Source organism: Thiomicrorhabdus sediminis, assembly GCF_005885815.1.
GTDB classification, from domain to species: domain Bacteria; phylum Pseudomonadota; class Gammaproteobacteria; order Thiomicrospirales; family Thiomicrospiraceae; genus Thiomicrorhabdus; species Thiomicrorhabdus sediminis.
Genome location: NZ_CP040602.1, coordinates 1407558 through 1425141 on the forward strand (window position 1 = coordinate 1407558; position 17584 = coordinate 1425141).

The window sequence follows — 17584 nt, forward strand, 5'->3', positions numbered from 1 at the left end:
TCATTAAGAACTCTGCACTATTTATTCCAAAGGGACGAGGTCGTCAAAGTCATTTTTCTTAGACGGTTAAAAACCAACCAATCCAAAACCCATGATGAAATAAATGACGTTGAACCAAAATTGAGTGCGAGGAAACGGGTCCCCTTTTGTAAGCAATCGTCATTTCACTTAACGTAGGGCGCGTTTAAGAAATCCTGCTGTTTGAGGCGAACTTGTTCGCCGAGTTCAGGATTTTCAGCGAACAAGTTTAGGGAAATAGACTGTGTCAGCAGGGTGCCCTTTTTGTGGTTACTATTTTTGGGCATGCAAAAATAGTAACGTGAAGCCTATTGGATAAAAATTAAGGCAACGCAAAAAATTTAAAAAGGCTTCGCAAATAGCGACTCAAGTTTTATTTACAATAAAACCACCGTCAACTTTAGCATTAATTAACGAAGGCACTGAACCATCTTTTGGTACACATACAACCCACACACCTTTGTATTCAGGAGTTTTAATAAAGGTTGCGTGCAACTCTAATAACTCTCTAGCTTCATTAATCGTGCGCTCAATTTCAGAAACAAGGTTTTGAGGATTTTTATTATTATCCCACGGATTATCAGCATGAAGGAATTTACCAAGTCTGTCGTAGATTTTTACAAAACGTTTATCAGTTAAATAATCGACTGCTTTTCTATCATAATGCCAAGTACCATCACCTTTTTGTATAGCTGGAATTAAGGGCAAAGGATAAAAATCAACATTTATACGCTTAAGCGCTTGGAGAATGCTTGAAGCCTTATAATCTTTTTTATAATCATTCTGTTTTTCAGCATTCGATCTGAAAGCTTGGTATGCATTCTTATTTGGAGCAATCGATGCATAAGCAAGGGCTTCAAGCGCCTTTCTTAATTGAAGGACACATGAATCAAAATCCATTTCATTATTACTTTTTTTATAAGCATCCAGAAATACCAAAACGGCATCACATCTTTTAGTTACCTCTTCCATTTGCCCGAGATAAATTTTATGTAGTTTTGATTCTGTATTTATCATAGGCATCTAACAGATTTTTAAACCACCACCGGATTCCAACTATGCGCATTCAGCGCTTCGAGCAGATCATCATCCGGGAAATACTGAATATCTCCACCGGTTTTCATCTGCACCGTCGCCTGCTGATTAGTGTAATCAATCACAATCGGCAAACCGATATCGCCGGCAAACGGCGTCAATAACTGCTGTAACTGGCTAATCGCCTGATTATCCAATTGACGTTCGCTTTGATTGACCATCAATTTAATCGCGCGCGCTTTTTCAACTCGCGCTTCGGCAAGCGTGACCACCATTTTGGCATCCATCTTAATACCGCCGTTAAAGGTGTCCTCGGCGACCTCTCCTTTAACAATCACCACCGTATCCGGACGCAAGGTGTCTTTGATCTCTTCGTAGACGCCCGGCCCCATTACCACTTCTAGACGACGGGTTTTATCGTCAATCGCAGCAAAGCCCATGCGTCGACCGGTTCTAGTGATTTTGGAACGCAATTCCACCACCAGACCTGCGGCCATGACTTCTTTGTATTTTTCCGGTTTCAGGCTGACCAGCTTATGGCCGACCAAGGTTTCCAGCTCTTTCTCGTACATATCGATCGGATGACCGGTGACATACAACCCAAGCGTTTCCTTTTCACCTGACAGACGAATTTTCTCCGGCATTTGCGGTACATCCAGCAACTTGGATTCGCCGGATTCTTCCACCGATAACACATCGCCAAAGAGGTCGTTTTGGCCGACTTCATCATTTTTCTGCTGTTGTTCGGCCTGCTGCATCGCCATCGGAATACTCTCCAACATGGCATTACGATTATCGTGCAGCTTATCGAAAGCACCGGAGCGCACCAAAGCCTCCATAACACGACGATTGACCTTTTTACCGGCACGCAAACAGAAATCGAACAGGTCCTTGAATTCACCATTAGCGTTGCGTTCTTCAATGACACCGACAAGTGCGGCCTCACCAACGCCTTTAATGGCTCCGAGACCATAATTGACAGTGCGCTCTCCGGCCGGTTTGAAATGCACCTGACCGGTATTGATATTTGGCGGCAATACCGTCAAGCCCATCGCATAACATTCATTAACCATATGCACGACTTTTTCGGTGTTATCCATATCCGATGAAATCTGCGCGGCCATAAACTCGGCCGGATAATGGGTTTTCAGCCAAGCCGATTGATAAGAGACCAAGGCATAGGCGGCTGAGTGGGATTTGTTGAAACCGTACCCGGCGAACTTTTCCACCAAGTCGAAGATCTTCATCGCCAACTCGCCATCGATACCGTTATTGATCGCACCCTCTTCAAATACCGAACGCTGTTTGGCCATCTCTTCGGGTTTTTTCTTACCCATGGCTCGACGCAACATATCCGCACCACCGAGCGTATAACCCGCCAGAATCTGCGCGATCTGCATAACCTGTTCCTGGTAAAGGATAACCCCGTAGGTCGGTGCCAAGGTTTCTTTCAACGATTCATGCTGCCAAGTGGCATCCGGATAAGAGACTTTTTCCTTACCGTGCTTACGCGCGATAAAGTTATCCACCATCCCCGATTCCAATGGCCCCGGACGGAACAGCGCCACCAAAGCGATAATATCTTCAAAACAGTCGGGACGCAGACGGACGATCAAGCTCTGCATCCCGGAGGATTCGAGCTGGAAGACCCCGGTGGTCTTACCGGTTTTGATCAGATCAAAAGTCGGCGCATCGTCCAATGGGATACGCGCGATATCGACGAAACCTTCATCTTCTGGGTTTTTATCACCGTTGATTGATTGCAATGCCCAGTCGATAATGGTCAGGGTTCGTAGACCCAAGAAGTCGAACTTAACCAGACCGGCGGTTTCCACATCGTTTTTATCCAGCTGGGTGACCACACTGGAACCATCCGGTTCACACAATACCGGACAGAAATGATCCAAAGGTTTCGGCCCGATAACCACCCCACCGGCGTGCTTACCGGTGTTACGTACCGTACCTTCAAGCTTCAATGCCAAATCCAATAGCTGGCGCGCGTCTTCATCATTATCGTATTTGTCTTGCAGGTCCTGTTCCTGCTCCAAGGCGCCGGATAGTTTGATCCCCAATTCATTCGGAATCAGCTTAGCGATACCATCCACCACGCCGTAACCCAAGCCCAATACTCGCCCGACATCACGCACCACCGCTTTGGCGGCCATGGTACCGAAGGTAACGATCTGCGATACATGGTCGCGGCCATAGTGACGCGAGACATAGTCGATGACCTCGTCTCGGCGGTCCATACAGAAATCGACGTCGAAATCGGGCATGGAAACACGTTCCGGGTTCAAGAATCGTTCGAAAAGCAGGTCGTATTCGATTGGATCCAAATCGGTGATTTTCAGCGCATAAGCCACCAAGGAACCGGCACCGGAACCACGCCCAGGCCCGACCGGAATACCGTGGTTTTTACCCCATTGGATAAAGTCGGCAACGATCAGGAAATAACCCGGGAACCCCATCTGCAGGATAATATCGAGCTCGAACTTGATACGCGCGTAATACTCGTCGCGCTTGGCTTGCTGCTCTTCGGCAGACAGATGACCGAACAGAAACGCAAGACGCTCATCGAGACCTTTATGACTCTCCTCAACAAAGAACTCGTCTATAGTCATGCCTTCCGGCACCGGAAAATCCGGTAGGAAATAAGTTCCCAGCGTCAAGCTCAGAGTACAGCGACGGGCGATTTCAACGGTGTTTTCAATCGCTTCGGGAATGTCGGCAAACAGCTCGATCATCTGCTCGCTGGTTTTAAAATATTGCTCTTCAGAGTAACGTTTCGGACGATTCAGATCTTCCAGGACATAACCATCATGAATACAGGTACGCACTTCATGAGCTTCAAAATCTTCGGCCTTGGCAAAACGTACATCATTGGTCGCGACCACGGGGACTTCGTAACGTAACGCCACCTCAATCGCCTGAGCGATATAACGCTCTTCATTGTCTCGGTTGGTACGCACCAGCTCAAGATAAAAGCGATCGGCAAAATGTTCTTGCCACCATTTGACACGCGAGGCGACCAAGTTCGGCTTTTGCGCCAGAATCGCACTACCGACATCCCCCTCTCGGCCACCGGACAGCGCTATCAGACCATCATTAAATTCGGCCAGCCATTCGCGTTTGATCAGGGCGTTATCGTCGTTATCGTAAAGTTTCTGGTTGCGCAGATAACCTTGAGAAATCAAGTGTGAAAGATTCAGGTAGCCTTGGTCGTTCTGACACAATAAAACACAGCGAAACACCTCGCCGTTATCATCTTCGATATAGACATCGGCACCGATAACCGGCTTGATGCCAGCTGCCATCGCCGATGAATAGAATTTAACCAAGGCAAACAGGTTGCTTTGGTCGGTCAATGCCATAGCCGGTTGCTGGCACTCTTTGACTAGTGAGATCAGAGGTTTAATACCCAGGGTTCCATCAACCACCGAGTATTCAGAGTGAACATGTAAATGAACGAATTGGCTCATGTATTCTTAAGTGCTTCTTAAATAGGTTTGAATTCTGTGTTTAGCGCGTTGAATCTTATCGTTGGATTTGACATAGCGTCTTGACGTTTTGCCAACAAACAACCAAGCCTTTAGGCATTGGATAGCGGCTCAATGAAACAGCGCAAAGTATTCGCTTATTCTAGCCCATCTGAAAAACTCTAGGGGAGTAGTTACGCAAAAACTTCTTGGCTTTGAATTAATAACTTTTAGGCTCTCTAAACGACAAAGCACGTCACTTTTATCGGCACTGTTCTATAATGCTAAGTATCCGTTATTGATAAGAACTTCATAACACAGACAAAGAACGCAAATGACGCAGCACAATATCACCATGCCGTTTTGGCTGGACCCACAACCGGTCTTTTTCCCGCCGACTCATTTGGCGATGATTGAGCCAGATGGACTGCTCGCGGTTGGTGGAGACTTGACGCCGGAATGGCTGTTACACGCCTACAGCAAAGGGATTTTTCCGTGGTTCAATCCGGAAGAACCGATTCTCTGGTGGACCCCGAATCCACGCAGCGTTTTGTTTCTTGACGATGTCAAATTACGTAAAAGCCTGAAAAAGCGGCTCAGACAACTGCTGAAAAATCCGGGCTTTAGCGTCAAGTTTGATTGCAATTTCAAAGAAGTCATGTCGCAATGCGCGCAAATGCCACGCCACGGACAAGACGGCACCTGGATCAGCAACGCCATGATCAAAGCCTATGAAAAACTGCATCAGGCAGGCCATGCGCATAGCGTTGAGGTTTATCTTGATGATCAATTGATTGGCGGCCTTTATGGCGTGGCGATCGGCAAGATGTTTTATGGTGAATCCATGTTTGCCAAACAAACCGATGCCTCAAAAATCGCCTTGATTGTCCTGGCAAACCAACTCAAGGAATGGGGGTTTCGTGCTATCGACACTCAGGTTGAGACCGCCCATCTGAACAGCCTTGGGGCACAATGTATCAGCCGCCTCGCATTTGAGGGCTTGATTGCGCAACAGACCGCAAAGCCGTTTCCTGCAAAAAAATGGCATCTCGATAGTCAGTGGCATCAAAAACTACTGGGTTAAGGGCAGCAAGCTTAGCCTATATCGGTTAGGCAAAACACGATAACCAACGGCGATAAGCATTAGCATTTACTTTTATGCTTTTTTTTCTTTGTGAATTAGCGTTAGAATGTTGCTTAACACTACGACCGCCGCTAAGGGTTTTTAACCTAGGGAGTGACCATGTATCAACACCCTGATGACCGACCTCGCTTCTTGAGTCTGACAGCTTTTCGCTTTCCGCTGAATGCCAAACTTTCTGCCGGACACCGAATTACCGGCGCCCTGTTAATCGTTTGCCTTATCAAGATACTGGCACTGACCCATCTTCTAATTCTCAGTCCCGACTTGGACTTTTATAGCATCCAGCAACACTGGATAACCCAAACACTGATCAAAACCTTTTGGGTTTTACTGGCGTTTCACTGGCTTTCCGGGCTGCGCCACTTGTTGGCAGAACATTTTATCGATGCCAAACCCTATGCCATTATCAACCAAACAAGCATCAGCTATCTGCTGATCGGCTTGTGGTTGGTGATCACTCTATTGATATTGCTTAGTTAAGTTACAAACCATCTAAAAGAGGTCGTGCAATGAATTTAACCGGAGTCAAAGCGCATAAATGGCAACGCATCAGCGCGGTTTATCTATTGCTGTATTTCAGTTTTGCCATTTTCACGCTTTATTTTCAAAGCAGCGCCCATCAATTTATTCATTTTAACGACTGGTTCAGCCAGCAATTCAATTCGCTTTTCGGTCTTTTCAGCTTGATTGCCGTACTACTGTTGCTGGTGCATGCCTGGGTGGGCGGACGCGACATTATGATCGATTATTTACCCAGAAAGCGACTCAAGCTATGGTTGAAACTCTATCTCGGTTTTTTATGGCTGATCGCCATTGATGTTATCTGGCTTGCCAGCCGAGTATTAGCTTAGTTCAACTGATATCGACAACACTGACAAAGACAAAGGGTCACCCTATGACAACAACGGATCCATTTAGCTCCAATGCTCTGCAATCAACCAGCTTTGATGCCATTGTAATTGGTGCCGGTGGTGCCGGTTTAAGGGCTGGCTTGTTATTGGCCGAAGCCGGTCATAAGGTAGCGATTGTCTCCAAGGTCTTTCCCACCCGCTCCCATACCGTAGCGGCACAAGGAGGCATCAACGCCGCTTTGGGTAATGTCACACCGGATAATTGGCAATGGCATATGTATGACACCATCAAGGGCAGTGACTATTTAGGGGATCAGGATGCGATTGAATTCATGTGTGAACAGGCATCCCATATAGTCAGAGAGCTGGAACATTTTGGCGTGCCCTTCTCGCGTTTGGAAAACGGTAAAATCTATCAACGCGCCTTTGGCGGGCAAAGCCAGAATTTTGGCGAAAAACAGGCACATCGAACCTGCGCCGCCGCCGACAGAACCGGGCATGCCATTTTGCATTCACTTTATCAGCAGAACATTCGCCTCGGCACGACCATTTTCGATGAACATTATGCTATCGATCTACTGCATAACGATGGCGGAGCGATCAATGGCGTGGTGACCATGAATATGCAAAACAGTGAATACCAGATCCTGCAAAGCCCGCACATCATGCTCGCCACAGGTGGCGCCGGCCAAGTATTTAGAACCAACACCAATGCCAGCATCAATACCGGTGACGGTCTGGGCATGGTGGCAAGAGCCGGTTATCCCCTACAGGACATGGAGTTCTGGCAATTCCATCCGACCGGTGTTGCCGGCAAGGGCATGCTGATTTCCGAAGCGGCGCGTGGTGAAGGCGGCGTGTTGCGCAATGCCGAAGGCGATGCTTTTATGAAAAAGTATGCCCCCAATGTCAAAGACCTCGCCTCTCGCGATGTGGTATCAAGAGCGATTGCCATTGAAGTCAATGAAGGCCGCGGCTGTGGTCCCAACAAAGACCATGTACTGCTTGATTTGACTCATTTGGACGGCGACATCATCAAAAAACGTCTGCCGGGGATTCGTGATATCAGCATGACCTTTGTCGATATCGATCCGGTTGAAGAACCCATACCGGTATTCCCGACCTGTCATTATATGATGGGTGGCATCCCCACCAATATCAACGGCGAGGTATTAACGCAAAATGCCGAAGGCCAAAGCGAAGTGGTTCAAGGGCTTTATGCGGTGGGTGAATGCGCTTGTGTTTCGGTGCATGGCGCCAATCGTCTAGGTGGTAACTCGCTATTGGATATAGTGGTTTTCGGACGTCAGGCGGCAAAAGTGATCAGTGAAAAGCTCAGTGACAACCCGGCACAGGATCTGCCACAAAATCAAGACAGCCTGCATAAGGTCTACACCCGAATTAAAAACTGGTACAACGCTAGCAATCGCAAACACGGCAGCACTGATGACGACATCTATAAAATCAAACATGATTTGCAACGTATTATGGAGCAAGGCTGTGGCGTGTTCCGCGAACGAGAATCCATGCAAAAGGCCTTGGGTGCGCTGCCAGCGATTGAAGAACGTCTGGAAAGGGTCGGGTTAAAGGATACCAGCAATATATTCAATATTGAACGCCTTGCCGCCTTTGAACTGGAAAACCTAGTACCGATCGCCTATGCGACCATCGCCTCGGCTTTAGCCAGAGAAGAGAGTCGCGGCGCCCACTCTCGCATTGATTTTGAAGAACGCGACGATGACAACTGGCTGAAACACAGTTTGTATTTTTATCAAAACCGTCAACTCGACTTCAAGGCGGTTAACCTGCAACCGAAAAGCCATGAACCGTTTGAACCGAAAAAACGTGTCTATTAAAAGCATGTCAAAGATGCATCGCCATAGCGCCTAAGGAGCGATTATGAAAATTATCATTCAACGCTACAACCCGGAAACCGATCGCGTACCTTACGATGAATTGTTTGAAATCGATGACGCCCAGATTCAACACGACACCATGTTGCTCGAAGTGTTATTGATGTTAAGAGAAAACGACAGCACCCTGGCATTTCGCTCCTCTTGCCAGGAAGGCGTTTGCGGATCAGACGGTATGAACGTCAATGGCAAAAACCATTTGAGCTGCATCACACCAGTATCGTCATTAACGCAGCCGATTACTATCAGGCCTTTACCGGGCTTGCCGATTATCAGAGACTTAATTATTGATTTGAACCTGTTTTATCAGCAATACCAATCAGTCAAACCCTATTTGCAAAGCGAACCGCTTGATAGCGAGCACGAACACCTGCAAACACCCGAGCAACGTGCCCAACTTGATGGCAGCTACGAATGCATTCTCTGCGCCTGCTGTTCGACCAGCTGCCCTTCTTTTTGGTGGAATCCCGACCAGTTCGCCGGTCCTGCGGCGCTTTTGGCGGCGCAACGTTTTGTTATCGATTCACGAGATATCAAGCATATCGACCGTTTGCAAGAACTCGACAGCCCAACCAAGACCTTTCGTTGCCGCCATATCCAAAATTGCACCGATGCCTGTCCTAAAGGACTGAACCCAAGCCGAGCCATTCAAGAACTGAAATCCATTATGGTTAAGGAACTGCCTTAAAACCGGTTATGACAAACAACAAGCAACATCTGAAAACCGAACAGTTTGAGCTTTGGCGCAAACGAATTCTCTGGCAATGCAAACGCGGCAATCTGGAAACCGAGTTATTGCTCGATCACTATATCAAACAACTAGAGCCCATTGCTCCGCCACAACAGCAGTTGATCGAACAGCTGCTGGCCGAATCCGAACAAGATCTGTTCCATTGGTTAATTGGCGAGCATGCCGCCACCTCTCGCCAAGATTGCCCCCGCTCTCAGGTAGCAACCGTTATAAAAAGCCCGATAAAAACTCAATATTTGCCACTTATCGCCGATATAAAAGCTAGTTACCAATAATTTTTTAATGCATTTGTGCCTGATTTTAAGACAACGGGTCTGGATTTAAGCCTTAGCGGTTACCGGCAAACAACTTATCGGCAAACCTCACCCAGAGACAACCCGTTTAATTGCGTAATTTATGGGTTCAACTATTGATTCAATTTGACAACAAAACAAAGTCCATAACAATCAAATGGATAATTATTTGAATTTAAAAAGTTAATTTTGTTATAATCCGCGCACAAATTTTATCTAGAAAGGGTTTTTATAAGCTTATGGGAAAACAAGACGTAATTGAATTCGATGGTGTGGTACTTGAGACTCTACCTAATACTATGTTCAAAGTAGAGTTGGAAAACGGCCACCAGATTTTGGCGCACATCTCTGGACGTATGCGCAAAAACTACATCCGAATTCTTGCCGGTGACCCAGTTAAGGTTGAGTTGACTCCTTACGATTTGACTAAAGGTCGTATCACTTACCGCGGTAAGTAAGCGCAGACTGATTGCTCTAATCAGCAAACCTTTCTAAACAAAAAAGCCCCGCCAGTTGAACCGGCGGGGCTTTTTTATTGCCGCTAACAAGCAAAACCGCTTACTTTTCAATACTGAAAGTCAGCGCATCCTCCTGACAATCAATCAATACCTTGCCGCCTTGTTGTAAATCACCGAATAACAAACGTTCGGCCAAAGGCTGTTTAAGTTTTTCTTGCACCAAACGCTCCATGGGGCGCGCACCCATTAAAGGATCATAACCGTTGGTCGCCAGCCATTGACGGGCGGCATCGGTTAAAGTGATGGAGACTTTTTTATCGGCCAAAGCGTTTTCCAATGCATAAACAAACTTGTTGACCACCGAGACCATCGAATCTTCCGATAAACGGTTGAAATGCACAATGCCATCCAAACGGTTGCGGAATTCAGGGGTAAAGACCTTTTTCAATTCCGACTCGAAATCCAATGAATGGTCTTGAACGGTAAAGCCCATACTGCTGCGCGCCATCTGTTCGGCTCCGACATTCGACGTCATAATCAAAATGACGTTTCTAAAGTCGGCCTTGCGACCGTTATTATCGGTCAAGGTACCGTTATCCATCACCTGCAATAACAAGTTGAAAACATCCGGGTGCGCCTTTTCAATCTCATCCAGCAAGACCACCGAATGCGGGTTTTTCGATACCGCTTCGGTCAACAACCCACCCTGATCATAACCGACATAACCCGGAGGTGCACCGATCAGACGCGATACGGTGTGACGTTCCATATATTCGGACATATCGAAACGCAACATTTCCACGCCAAGGTGATTTGCTAGCTGCTGGGTAAGCTCTGTTTTACCGACCCCGGTCGGACCGGCGAATAAGAACGATGCGGTCGGTTTATTCGGGTTATTCAACCCCGAACGTGCCAAGTGAATCGCCGCGGTCAGTTTCTCAACTGCTTTATCCTGACCGAAGACCACACGTTTCAGATTGGCTTCCAAATCGTGCAGCTTGTCTTTTTCTTTTTGGGTAATCTGCGATACCGGAATACGGGCGATGCTTGCCACAACCTGTTGAATCTCACCGACACCGATCTGCTTTTTACGGCGACTCACCGGCATTAGAGCTTGCTTGGCGCCGGCTTCATCGATAATATCAATCGCCTTATCCGGCAGATGACGATCGTTAAGATAACGTGCCGATAAGGCAACTGCCTCCTTAATCGCCGGTAAGGTGTATTTGACCTGATGATGGCTTTCGTATTTTGATTTCAAACCTTTAAGGATTTCGACCGTCTCATGCTCTGAAGGTTCACGGATATCGACTTTTTGGAATCGGCGCGCCAAGGCACGGTCTTTTTCAAACACGCCACGATATTCTTCATAGGTCGTCGCACCGATACAGCGTAACTTACCTGAGGATAATGACGGCTTCATCAAATTCGATGCATCCATAGCGCCGCCTTGAACCGCACCGGCACCGACAATGGTGTGAATCTCATCGATAAATAAAATGGCGTGATCTTGCTGTTCAAGATCTTTTAACAGGGCTTTAAATCGTTTTTCAAAATCACCACGATAGCGTGTTCCGGCGAGTAACGCCCCCATATCCAAACTATAGACGACGGCGTTTTCTAACTGCTCCGGCACCTTGTGATGGACAATCTGATAAGCCAGCCCTTCTGCCACAGCGGTCTTACCGACGCCTGGCTCACCGACCAATAATGGATTGTTTTTACGGCGACGGCTCAAGACTTCAAGCGTACGGTTTAATTCCCAATCACGACCGATAATCGGATCGATTTTGCCATCCATCACGGACTCGTTGAGGTCGGTGGTAAAGCGCTCTAAAGGAGACTGTTTTTCCTGTACATCCTGTTCGCTTTCTTCTTGAACATTACCACTGCCCCCGGCTTCTGAAGGCAAAAAACCATCGGCGTCTGCGGCAGTCACACCATGCGACAGATAACTTAAGACATCAACACGTTCGACACCGTTACTTTCCAGCAAATAGACCGCCTGAGAATCCTGTTCGGCATAAAGAGATGCCAACACATGCACCGCGGTGACTTCGGTATAACCGTTTGACTGCACCAGATAGATGGCGCGTTCGATAACACGCTGAAAACTCATGGTCGGCTGCAGCTCATCCGGCTTGCGTGAAACCATTTCCGACTCAAGGAATTTTTCCAGGCCTTCTTCAATGACACCAACATCCACACCACAAGCCTGAATCACTTCACGCACGGACGGTACACCCAATAGTTCCAATAATAGGTGCTCCAGCGTGACAAACTCATGCTCATACTCATGGGCAACACTGAATGCGTTGCTCAAGGTCATTTGTAGCTCTTTACTCAACATTTAAGCCACCTCTAGCTGACACATCAACGGATGTTTATTTTGTCGTGAAAAACTGTTCACCTGCTGCACTTTCATTTCTGCCACCTCGCGACTGAATACGCCACAAACGCCTTTTCCTTGATGATGCACGGCAAGCATGACCGCATTGGCTTTCGCCTCATCCATAGAAAAGAAACGCTGCAGTACCTCAACAACAAAATCCATCGGCGTGTAATCATCATTCATCAACACCACCTGATAACGTTTAGGTGGTTTAACTTTTGGTTTGGCTGTTTCTAGCAGCAGATTACCATCATCATAATCTGGTGAATAAGGCATTCAGGTTACTCTATCAATTCTTTAATCTTTACTATATATATCGGCACAACAGGCAAAATTCAAGCCGCTGCATCGATAGCAAACACTCTGTTAAAGCAGTGTTCAGCTTTTTTATTTCTGTTAGGTTTATTTTACCCACAATAGAACAAGAATTCTGGCTGAAACAGAAATTATTCATACTTTTGTCAAAATAGCGTTAAGCTTGGCTGGAAAGGTTTTCTGATATGGGTTAATGGATTCAAGGCTTATGGCCACACAGCACCGATGCGCCATTGATAACCATTAAAAACCCACCGCATAATGCGACTGTAACGAGAAAAAATTAGCCCAGCAATAACCGGGCGTAAAAATCCCCGGCCTTATGCTCTTCATCGGCAGGCAAGCCCATGCCTTTTATTTTGATGAATTTTTCCGCACTGTAGTTTTTCGGCACTACGACATCAAGTTTGCCTGCAACCGTATCCAAGCTGATTTTTTTACCCGGTTGAAGCATTGATTTCGGCACCACAAAAGTGCCGTAAATGTCGCCTTGATCGAGCTTATATCGGCTGCTGTCGATTTTGATATTGAATTTCACCAGATAATCGCCCGGAACACCGCCAAACAATCCACTGTAGCCCTTACCTTCCAATCTAAAGGTTTTTTCATCGAATGCCTGGCGGTTGAATTTCATTTTCACCTTTAAGCCGGGAATATAAAAACTGCCTAAATTCAATAGGCGGATCGCGTAACGCAAGGTCAAAGGATAAGTAATGACCCGGTTCTTGCCGTTAATCGGTTTTTGATATTTAAAGGCTGACTGGTAATCACTTGAAGAATACTGATATTGCTTGCCGTCATCGGTTTGTTTATCGGCATCCTCAGCATACTGCTTTTGTTCAGTTCTGGATGATGTTTTCTGGTTCGCCGAAGAACGCTTATGGCTATCGGCTTGGGTATGAGTTTTATTACGCGGAGAGGCTTGTTGGTAGCCGGTTCGACGACGCTGCTGATTTCGCCTTAAATCAAACTCACGGCAATAGGCATCGCGATATTTACTGAGAATTTCATAGGCGGCGGCGATTTCCTGAAAACGTGCTTGCGCATCGTGAATTTTGGAGACATCAGGATGGTAACGCCGTGCCATCTTACGATATGCTAATTTTACCGTTTTGGAGCAAGCACCATAATGTACTCCCAAAATGGCAAAATAATCGATATTGATATCGTAATTAGGTCGCAAAATTTTCTCGTATTGTTGAGGGATTTTTAATGAATAAAAAAATCAATTTCGGCTTCAATTCTACTCTTATCCCCTATAAAAAAAAAGCCTCAAAATATAACTATTAAACACCGTAAAATTACCCGTTGACCGATAAAAACAAAAGTTATCAAAACACAATAAACATAATCCAATAGTTATGACAAAAACCGATATTTAGTTCATAATAGTGGGCTTTTATTTTGACCCGGCCTAGTCAGTTAGGCTAACTTGGTTATTTTCACCGCAAGAGGACAAAGATAATGAGTGTAGAACAGGACTTAATCGAACGTAGTAACAACCAGTGCGAACTATGTTCAGCAACAGAGGCTCTTGAGGTATTCGCGGTCGAACCGAGTGATGGCTCAGCAGAGCAATCGATTCTGGTTTGCGGCAATTGTCGTTCTCAGATTGAAAACCCTGAAACCATGGACAGTAACCACTGGCGCTGTTTGAATGACAGCATGTGGTCACCGGTTGCTGCCGTGCAAGTCATGTCATACCGTCTACTGCATCAATTGCGTCACGAGGGCTGGCCAATGGATCTGCTTGATATGATGTATCTGGAAGACGATACCCGTAAATGGGCTGAAGCAGGTATCAGCGAAGAAGAAGAGCGCACACCAACCTTAGACAGTAACGGTACAGCTCTTAACGAAGGTGATGATGTCACCTTGATCAAGGATCTGGATGTTAAAGGGGCTAACTTTACCGCTAAGCGCGGTACTATGGTGAAAAACATTCACCTGACCGACAACCCTTTACATATCGAAGGCAAAGTCAATGGCACTCAAATCGTGTTGGTTGCCGCCTACCTGAAAAAGTCTAATTAATCGATTTAAATTGCCAGCCCGGTTAGTCCGCTGGCCAATTGACTTTACCCCAACCCGCAACAGACCCAAGCTCTACTATTAAGGTTGGGGCGCGGGTAAATACTCCTGCGGAGACTCAAACAGGCTTTTGCGTTCTGGGTCTGTCAGGCTGTGAATGGTGATCACTCTATAGCCAATGGCTTTATAGTCATTGAGTTGCGCCATACCTGAATCGGAAAAACTGACGAATTCCGGAAAATCCTCTTTCGACAACTTGCCCAAACCGGCTACCGCGCCACAAACATGGACGCTCACCCCTTCAGAATCCACCAACTTGCTGAAATTACTGTGTAGCTTAGAGTATTGTTGTTGGGCCTGCTTTTGTAAGGCAAACTCTTCCACACCATGACTGACAATGGCAATATCGACATCGGGAAAAGTCTGTTTTAACCGTTTGACCTGAAAACTGACATAACCCGCCAGACCAGACAAGGCATTTTTATCCAGCGTTTCAATATCGAAAACAATGCCATCGGGTATATCTTCGCCTTGCAATAAGGCTTCGACCTGAGGATGAACCCCCATTTCATGATGAGTGCTTTGCGATTCGGCCAACGCCAGCGAAAAAATGGCGCTCACCAGCCATACAATCAACCAATGGAAGCTATGGAAAGATTTCAACTGAGTACGCATTAGATAACTCCTTTAAGAGTAATTTCTGCAACCAATCAAACACCCAAAGTCACGGTCACGGCTTCAACCAAATCAATGCGATGGGTTGTTTTCCACCGCTGCACTTTGCTCTTGTTCGGCGATTTTCTGCCTTTCCGCCTTACTGATATAGGGTTCTTTTTTATTTGGGTTCAGTTTTGCACGAGCCTTTTTAAGCCGCGCAGTGACTTTTTGTCTAAGTTTCTTTTGTCTATTCATATCTCTATTGTGCCACTAATTTAGTCGAAACATGATTTTATCTTGGTGAAAAGTAGGCATTTTTGGTGAAAAGCCTCCTATCAAAACGCGGAATTGTGTAAAATTTACGCTTTCAAAAATCTCAATGGAGCAAAACGATGGGAAGAGCCTTTCAAAACCGTAAAGAGTCGATGGCGAAAACCTCTGATCAAAAAGCTAAGGTTTATAGTAAATACAGCCGTGAAATCTATGTATGTGCTAAATCCGGTGGTGCGGAAACCTCAAGCAACCTGGCACTAGCCGGATTAATCGAGCGCGCTAAAAAAGAACAGGTTCCTGCCCACGTTATCGATAAAGCCATTGATAAAGCCACTGGCGGTGCCGGTGAAGATTTTGCTCCAGCGCGATACGAAGGTTACGGGCCGGGAAACACCATGGTGATTATCGAATGTTTGACCGATAACCCGAACCGTACTTTTGGTGATGTACGCCACTGCTTCACTAAACACAACTGCAAAATCGGTACACAAGGCAGTGTCGCGCACATGTTTGACCACTCTGCGATTTTCGTTTTCAACGGTGAAGATGAAGAAGCGGTTTTGGAAGCTCTGCTAATGGCTGATGTTGAAGTCAATGATATCGAAGCCGAAGAAGGCAAAATCAGCGTATTCACACCACACACAGAATACGCCAAAGCGAAAAATGCACTGCTCGAAGCTTTTGAAGGTATTGAATTCGATGTTGATGAAATCCAGTTCCTGGCAAAAATGACCAAGCCACTGGAAGGTGAAGAGCTTGAATCCTTTGAAAAGTTCCTTGCCATGGTTGAAGATTTGGATGATGTGCAAAACGTCTATTACGACGCCGAATTCTAATCCTTGCTCTACAAAGCCATGTTTCAGGCATGGCTTTTTTCTCTTATTTCCTGTCTGAACCTGTTAACCCGGCAAACAAAACGACTTTTACCTACTTTGGCTTAGTCTTTCCTCCCTTTGTCTTTTAGAATATCTACCATTGATTCATAGCACAAAATTTAAAAACGGTTATCACAATGCTAAAAAACAACCATGTCGACAGTAAAAAGCTGATTAGCGAACTAGAGCAGTTGCTGGACGATATGCACCGTTACTCGACCACTGTCGATCGTTATGTCATCACCTCATCAACCGATATTCACGGTAAAATCACCAGTGTTAGCCAAGCTTTTTGCCAACTGACCGGTTATAGTGAAAAAGAGCTGATCGGCAACAAACACAATATCTTACGCCACCCTGATACACCGACTGAGTTCTTCGCAGAGATGTGGCAGACCATTACTTCCGGTCAATCATGGCGTGGTGAGCTCAGAAACATCAATAAATCGGGTGAATGTTTCTGGGTCCAACTGCAGATTGATAGCATTCGTGATGAAAAAGGCAATACCGTAGGCTATATCTCGATTGAGCAGAATATCACCGACCGCAAATATATCGAATTGCTTACCATTCGAGACGAGCTCACCGGAGCCTTCAATCGTCGACATTACAATCATGTATTGCCGATCGAGATTGAGCGCGCCAAACGTGATAACAAACAGCTCTGTTTTATGATGATTGATGCCGATAATTTTAAAAAATATAACGATACTTATGGTCATCAGGAAGGCGATGAGGTGTTAAAAAACATCGTCGCCACGCTGAAAAACACCTTCAAGCGAGCCGATGATTTCATATTCCGTTTAGGCGGCGAAGAGTTTGCTGTACTCTACCGCGCCGAAAATGAAAGCTATGCACAAAGCATCGCTGACATTTCTCGCAGCAAGATCTATGATTTGAATATGCCCCACTCCGGTAACCCTCCCTATGGTCGCGTTACCGTTTCATCGGGCGTAATGATACTCAAGCCGGATCAACAGTACATTTTAGAAGAAATCTATAAGTACGCCGATGAAGCACTCTACAAAGCCAAACACAACGGCCGTAACTTCGTGTCATTCCACGATACTGAGGATGATATCGAGCTTTTCTGATTGGAACC

At 46.1% G+C, this 17584-nt stretch carries 17 protein-coding genes; 10 read left to right on the forward strand and 7 right to left on the reverse strand.

The window, feature by feature from the left end:
- Positions 1 to 384 precede the first annotated feature (384 nt).
- Both FE785_RS06400 and dnaE read right to left on the reverse strand, forming a co-directional pair.
- Entirely contained in the window at positions 385 to 1035 is a 651-nt protein-coding gene (locus FE785_RS06400; protein ID WP_138564959.1) for a hypothetical protein, read from the reverse strand.
- Between the two features lie 17 nt (positions 1036 to 1052).
- Entirely contained in the window at positions 1053 to 4532 is a 3480-nt protein-coding gene (gene dnaE, locus FE785_RS06405; protein WP_138564960.1) for a DNA polymerase III subunit alpha, read from the reverse strand.
- A gap of 331 nt (positions 4533 to 4863) precedes the next feature.
- On the opposite strand from dnaE, the gene aat reads away from it, so the two are divergent.
- From aat to infA, 7 genes are all read left to right on the forward strand, one after another.
- Complete coding sequence (gene aat / locus FE785_RS06410) at positions 4864 to 5613, forward strand: leucyl/phenylalanyl-tRNA--protein transferase (RefSeq protein ID WP_138564961.1); 750 nt, start codon at positions 4864 to 4866, stop codon at positions 5611 to 5613.
- Between the two features lie 159 nt (positions 5614 to 5772).
- A complete protein-coding gene (gene sdhC / locus FE785_RS06415) occupies positions 5773 to 6153 on the forward strand; it encodes a succinate dehydrogenase, cytochrome b556 subunit (RefSeq protein WP_138564962.1) in 381 nt (126 codons plus the stop codon).
- A 29-nt stretch (positions 6154 to 6182) separates the two neighbouring features.
- Positions 6183 to 6524, forward strand: coding sequence for a succinate dehydrogenase, hydrophobic membrane anchor protein (gene sdhD / locus FE785_RS06420; RefSeq protein ID WP_138564963.1), 342 nt, complete (start codon positions 6183 to 6185; stop codon positions 6522 to 6524).
- A 44-nt stretch (positions 6525 to 6568) separates the two neighbouring features.
- Positions 6569 to 8380, forward strand: a complete 1812-nt coding sequence (gene sdhA, locus FE785_RS06425; protein ID WP_138564964.1) for a succinate dehydrogenase flavoprotein subunit — start codon at positions 6569 to 6571, stop codon at positions 8378 to 8380.
- A 43-nt stretch (positions 8381 to 8423) separates the two neighbouring features.
- On the forward strand, positions 8424 to 9125 hold the full coding sequence (locus FE785_RS06430; RefSeq protein WP_138564965.1) for a succinate dehydrogenase iron-sulfur subunit: 702 nt from the start codon (positions 8424 to 8426) through the stop codon (positions 9123 to 9125).
- 8 nt (positions 9126 to 9133) lie between these two features.
- Positions 9134 to 9463 (forward strand): FAD assembly factor SdhE, encoded by a 330-nt coding sequence (locus tag FE785_RS06435; protein WP_138564966.1) that lies wholly within the window; start codon positions 9134 to 9136, stop codon positions 9461 to 9463.
- 257 nt (positions 9464 to 9720) lie between these two features.
- Positions 9721 to 9939: a translation initiation factor IF-1 gene (gene infA / locus FE785_RS06440; protein WP_138564967.1), complete on the forward strand. Its 219-nt coding sequence runs from the start codon at positions 9721 to 9723 to the stop codon at positions 9937 to 9939.
- A gap of 100 nt (positions 9940 to 10039) precedes the next feature.
- Here the strand turns inward: infA and clpA are convergent, their stop codons facing one another.
- The 3 genes from clpA to FE785_RS06455 all read right to left on the reverse strand — a co-directional run bounded on the left by clpA (position 10040) and on the right by FE785_RS06455 (position 13829).
- Positions 10040 to 12289 (reverse strand): ATP-dependent Clp protease ATP-binding subunit ClpA, encoded by a 2250-nt coding sequence (gene clpA / locus FE785_RS06445; RefSeq protein WP_138564968.1) that lies wholly within the window; start codon positions 12287 to 12289, stop codon positions 10040 to 10042.
- On the reverse strand, positions 12290 to 12607 hold the full coding sequence (gene clpS / locus FE785_RS06450; protein ID WP_138564969.1) for an ATP-dependent Clp protease adapter ClpS: 318 nt from the start codon (positions 12605 to 12607) through the stop codon (positions 12290 to 12292).
- A 322-nt stretch (positions 12608 to 12929) separates the two neighbouring features.
- Positions 12930 to 13829: a DnaJ domain-containing protein gene (locus tag FE785_RS06455; protein WP_238696225.1), complete on the reverse strand. Its 900-nt coding sequence runs from the start codon at positions 13827 to 13829 to the stop codon at positions 12930 to 12932.
- A gap of 281 nt (positions 13830 to 14110) precedes the next feature.
- On the opposite strand from FE785_RS06455, the gene FE785_RS06460 reads away from it, so the two are divergent.
- A complete protein-coding gene (locus FE785_RS06460; protein WP_138564971.1) occupies positions 14111 to 14680 on the forward strand; it encodes a PhnA domain-containing protein in 570 nt (189 codons plus the stop codon).
- A 78-nt stretch (positions 14681 to 14758) separates the two neighbouring features.
- Here FE785_RS06460 and FE785_RS06465 read toward each other — a convergent pair whose 3' ends face one another.
- Positions 14759 to 15352: a DsrE family protein gene (locus FE785_RS06465; protein ID WP_238696226.1), complete on the reverse strand. Its 594-nt coding sequence runs from the start codon at positions 15350 to 15352 to the stop codon at positions 14759 to 14761.
- A 72-nt stretch (positions 15353 to 15424) separates the two neighbouring features.
- Entirely contained in the window at positions 15425 to 15589 is a 165-nt protein-coding gene (locus FE785_RS06470) for a DUF2986 domain-containing protein (protein ID WP_138564972.1), read from the reverse strand.
- 137 nt (positions 15590 to 15726) lie between these two features.
- Between FE785_RS06470 and FE785_RS06475 the strand changes: the two genes are divergently transcribed.
- Both FE785_RS06475 and FE785_RS06480 read left to right on the forward strand, forming a co-directional pair.
- Positions 15727 to 16443: a YebC/PmpR family DNA-binding transcriptional regulator gene (locus FE785_RS06475; RefSeq protein ID WP_138564973.1), complete on the forward strand. Its 717-nt coding sequence runs from the start codon at positions 15727 to 15729 to the stop codon at positions 16441 to 16443.
- A gap of 176 nt (positions 16444 to 16619) precedes the next feature.
- The gene (locus FE785_RS06480; protein ID WP_138564974.1) at positions 16620 to 17576 is read left to right on the forward strand and encodes a sensor domain-containing diguanylate cyclase; all 957 of its coding nucleotides are present in this window, start codon (positions 16620 to 16622) and stop codon (positions 17574 to 17576) included.
- Positions 17577 to 17584 lie beyond the last annotated feature (8 nt).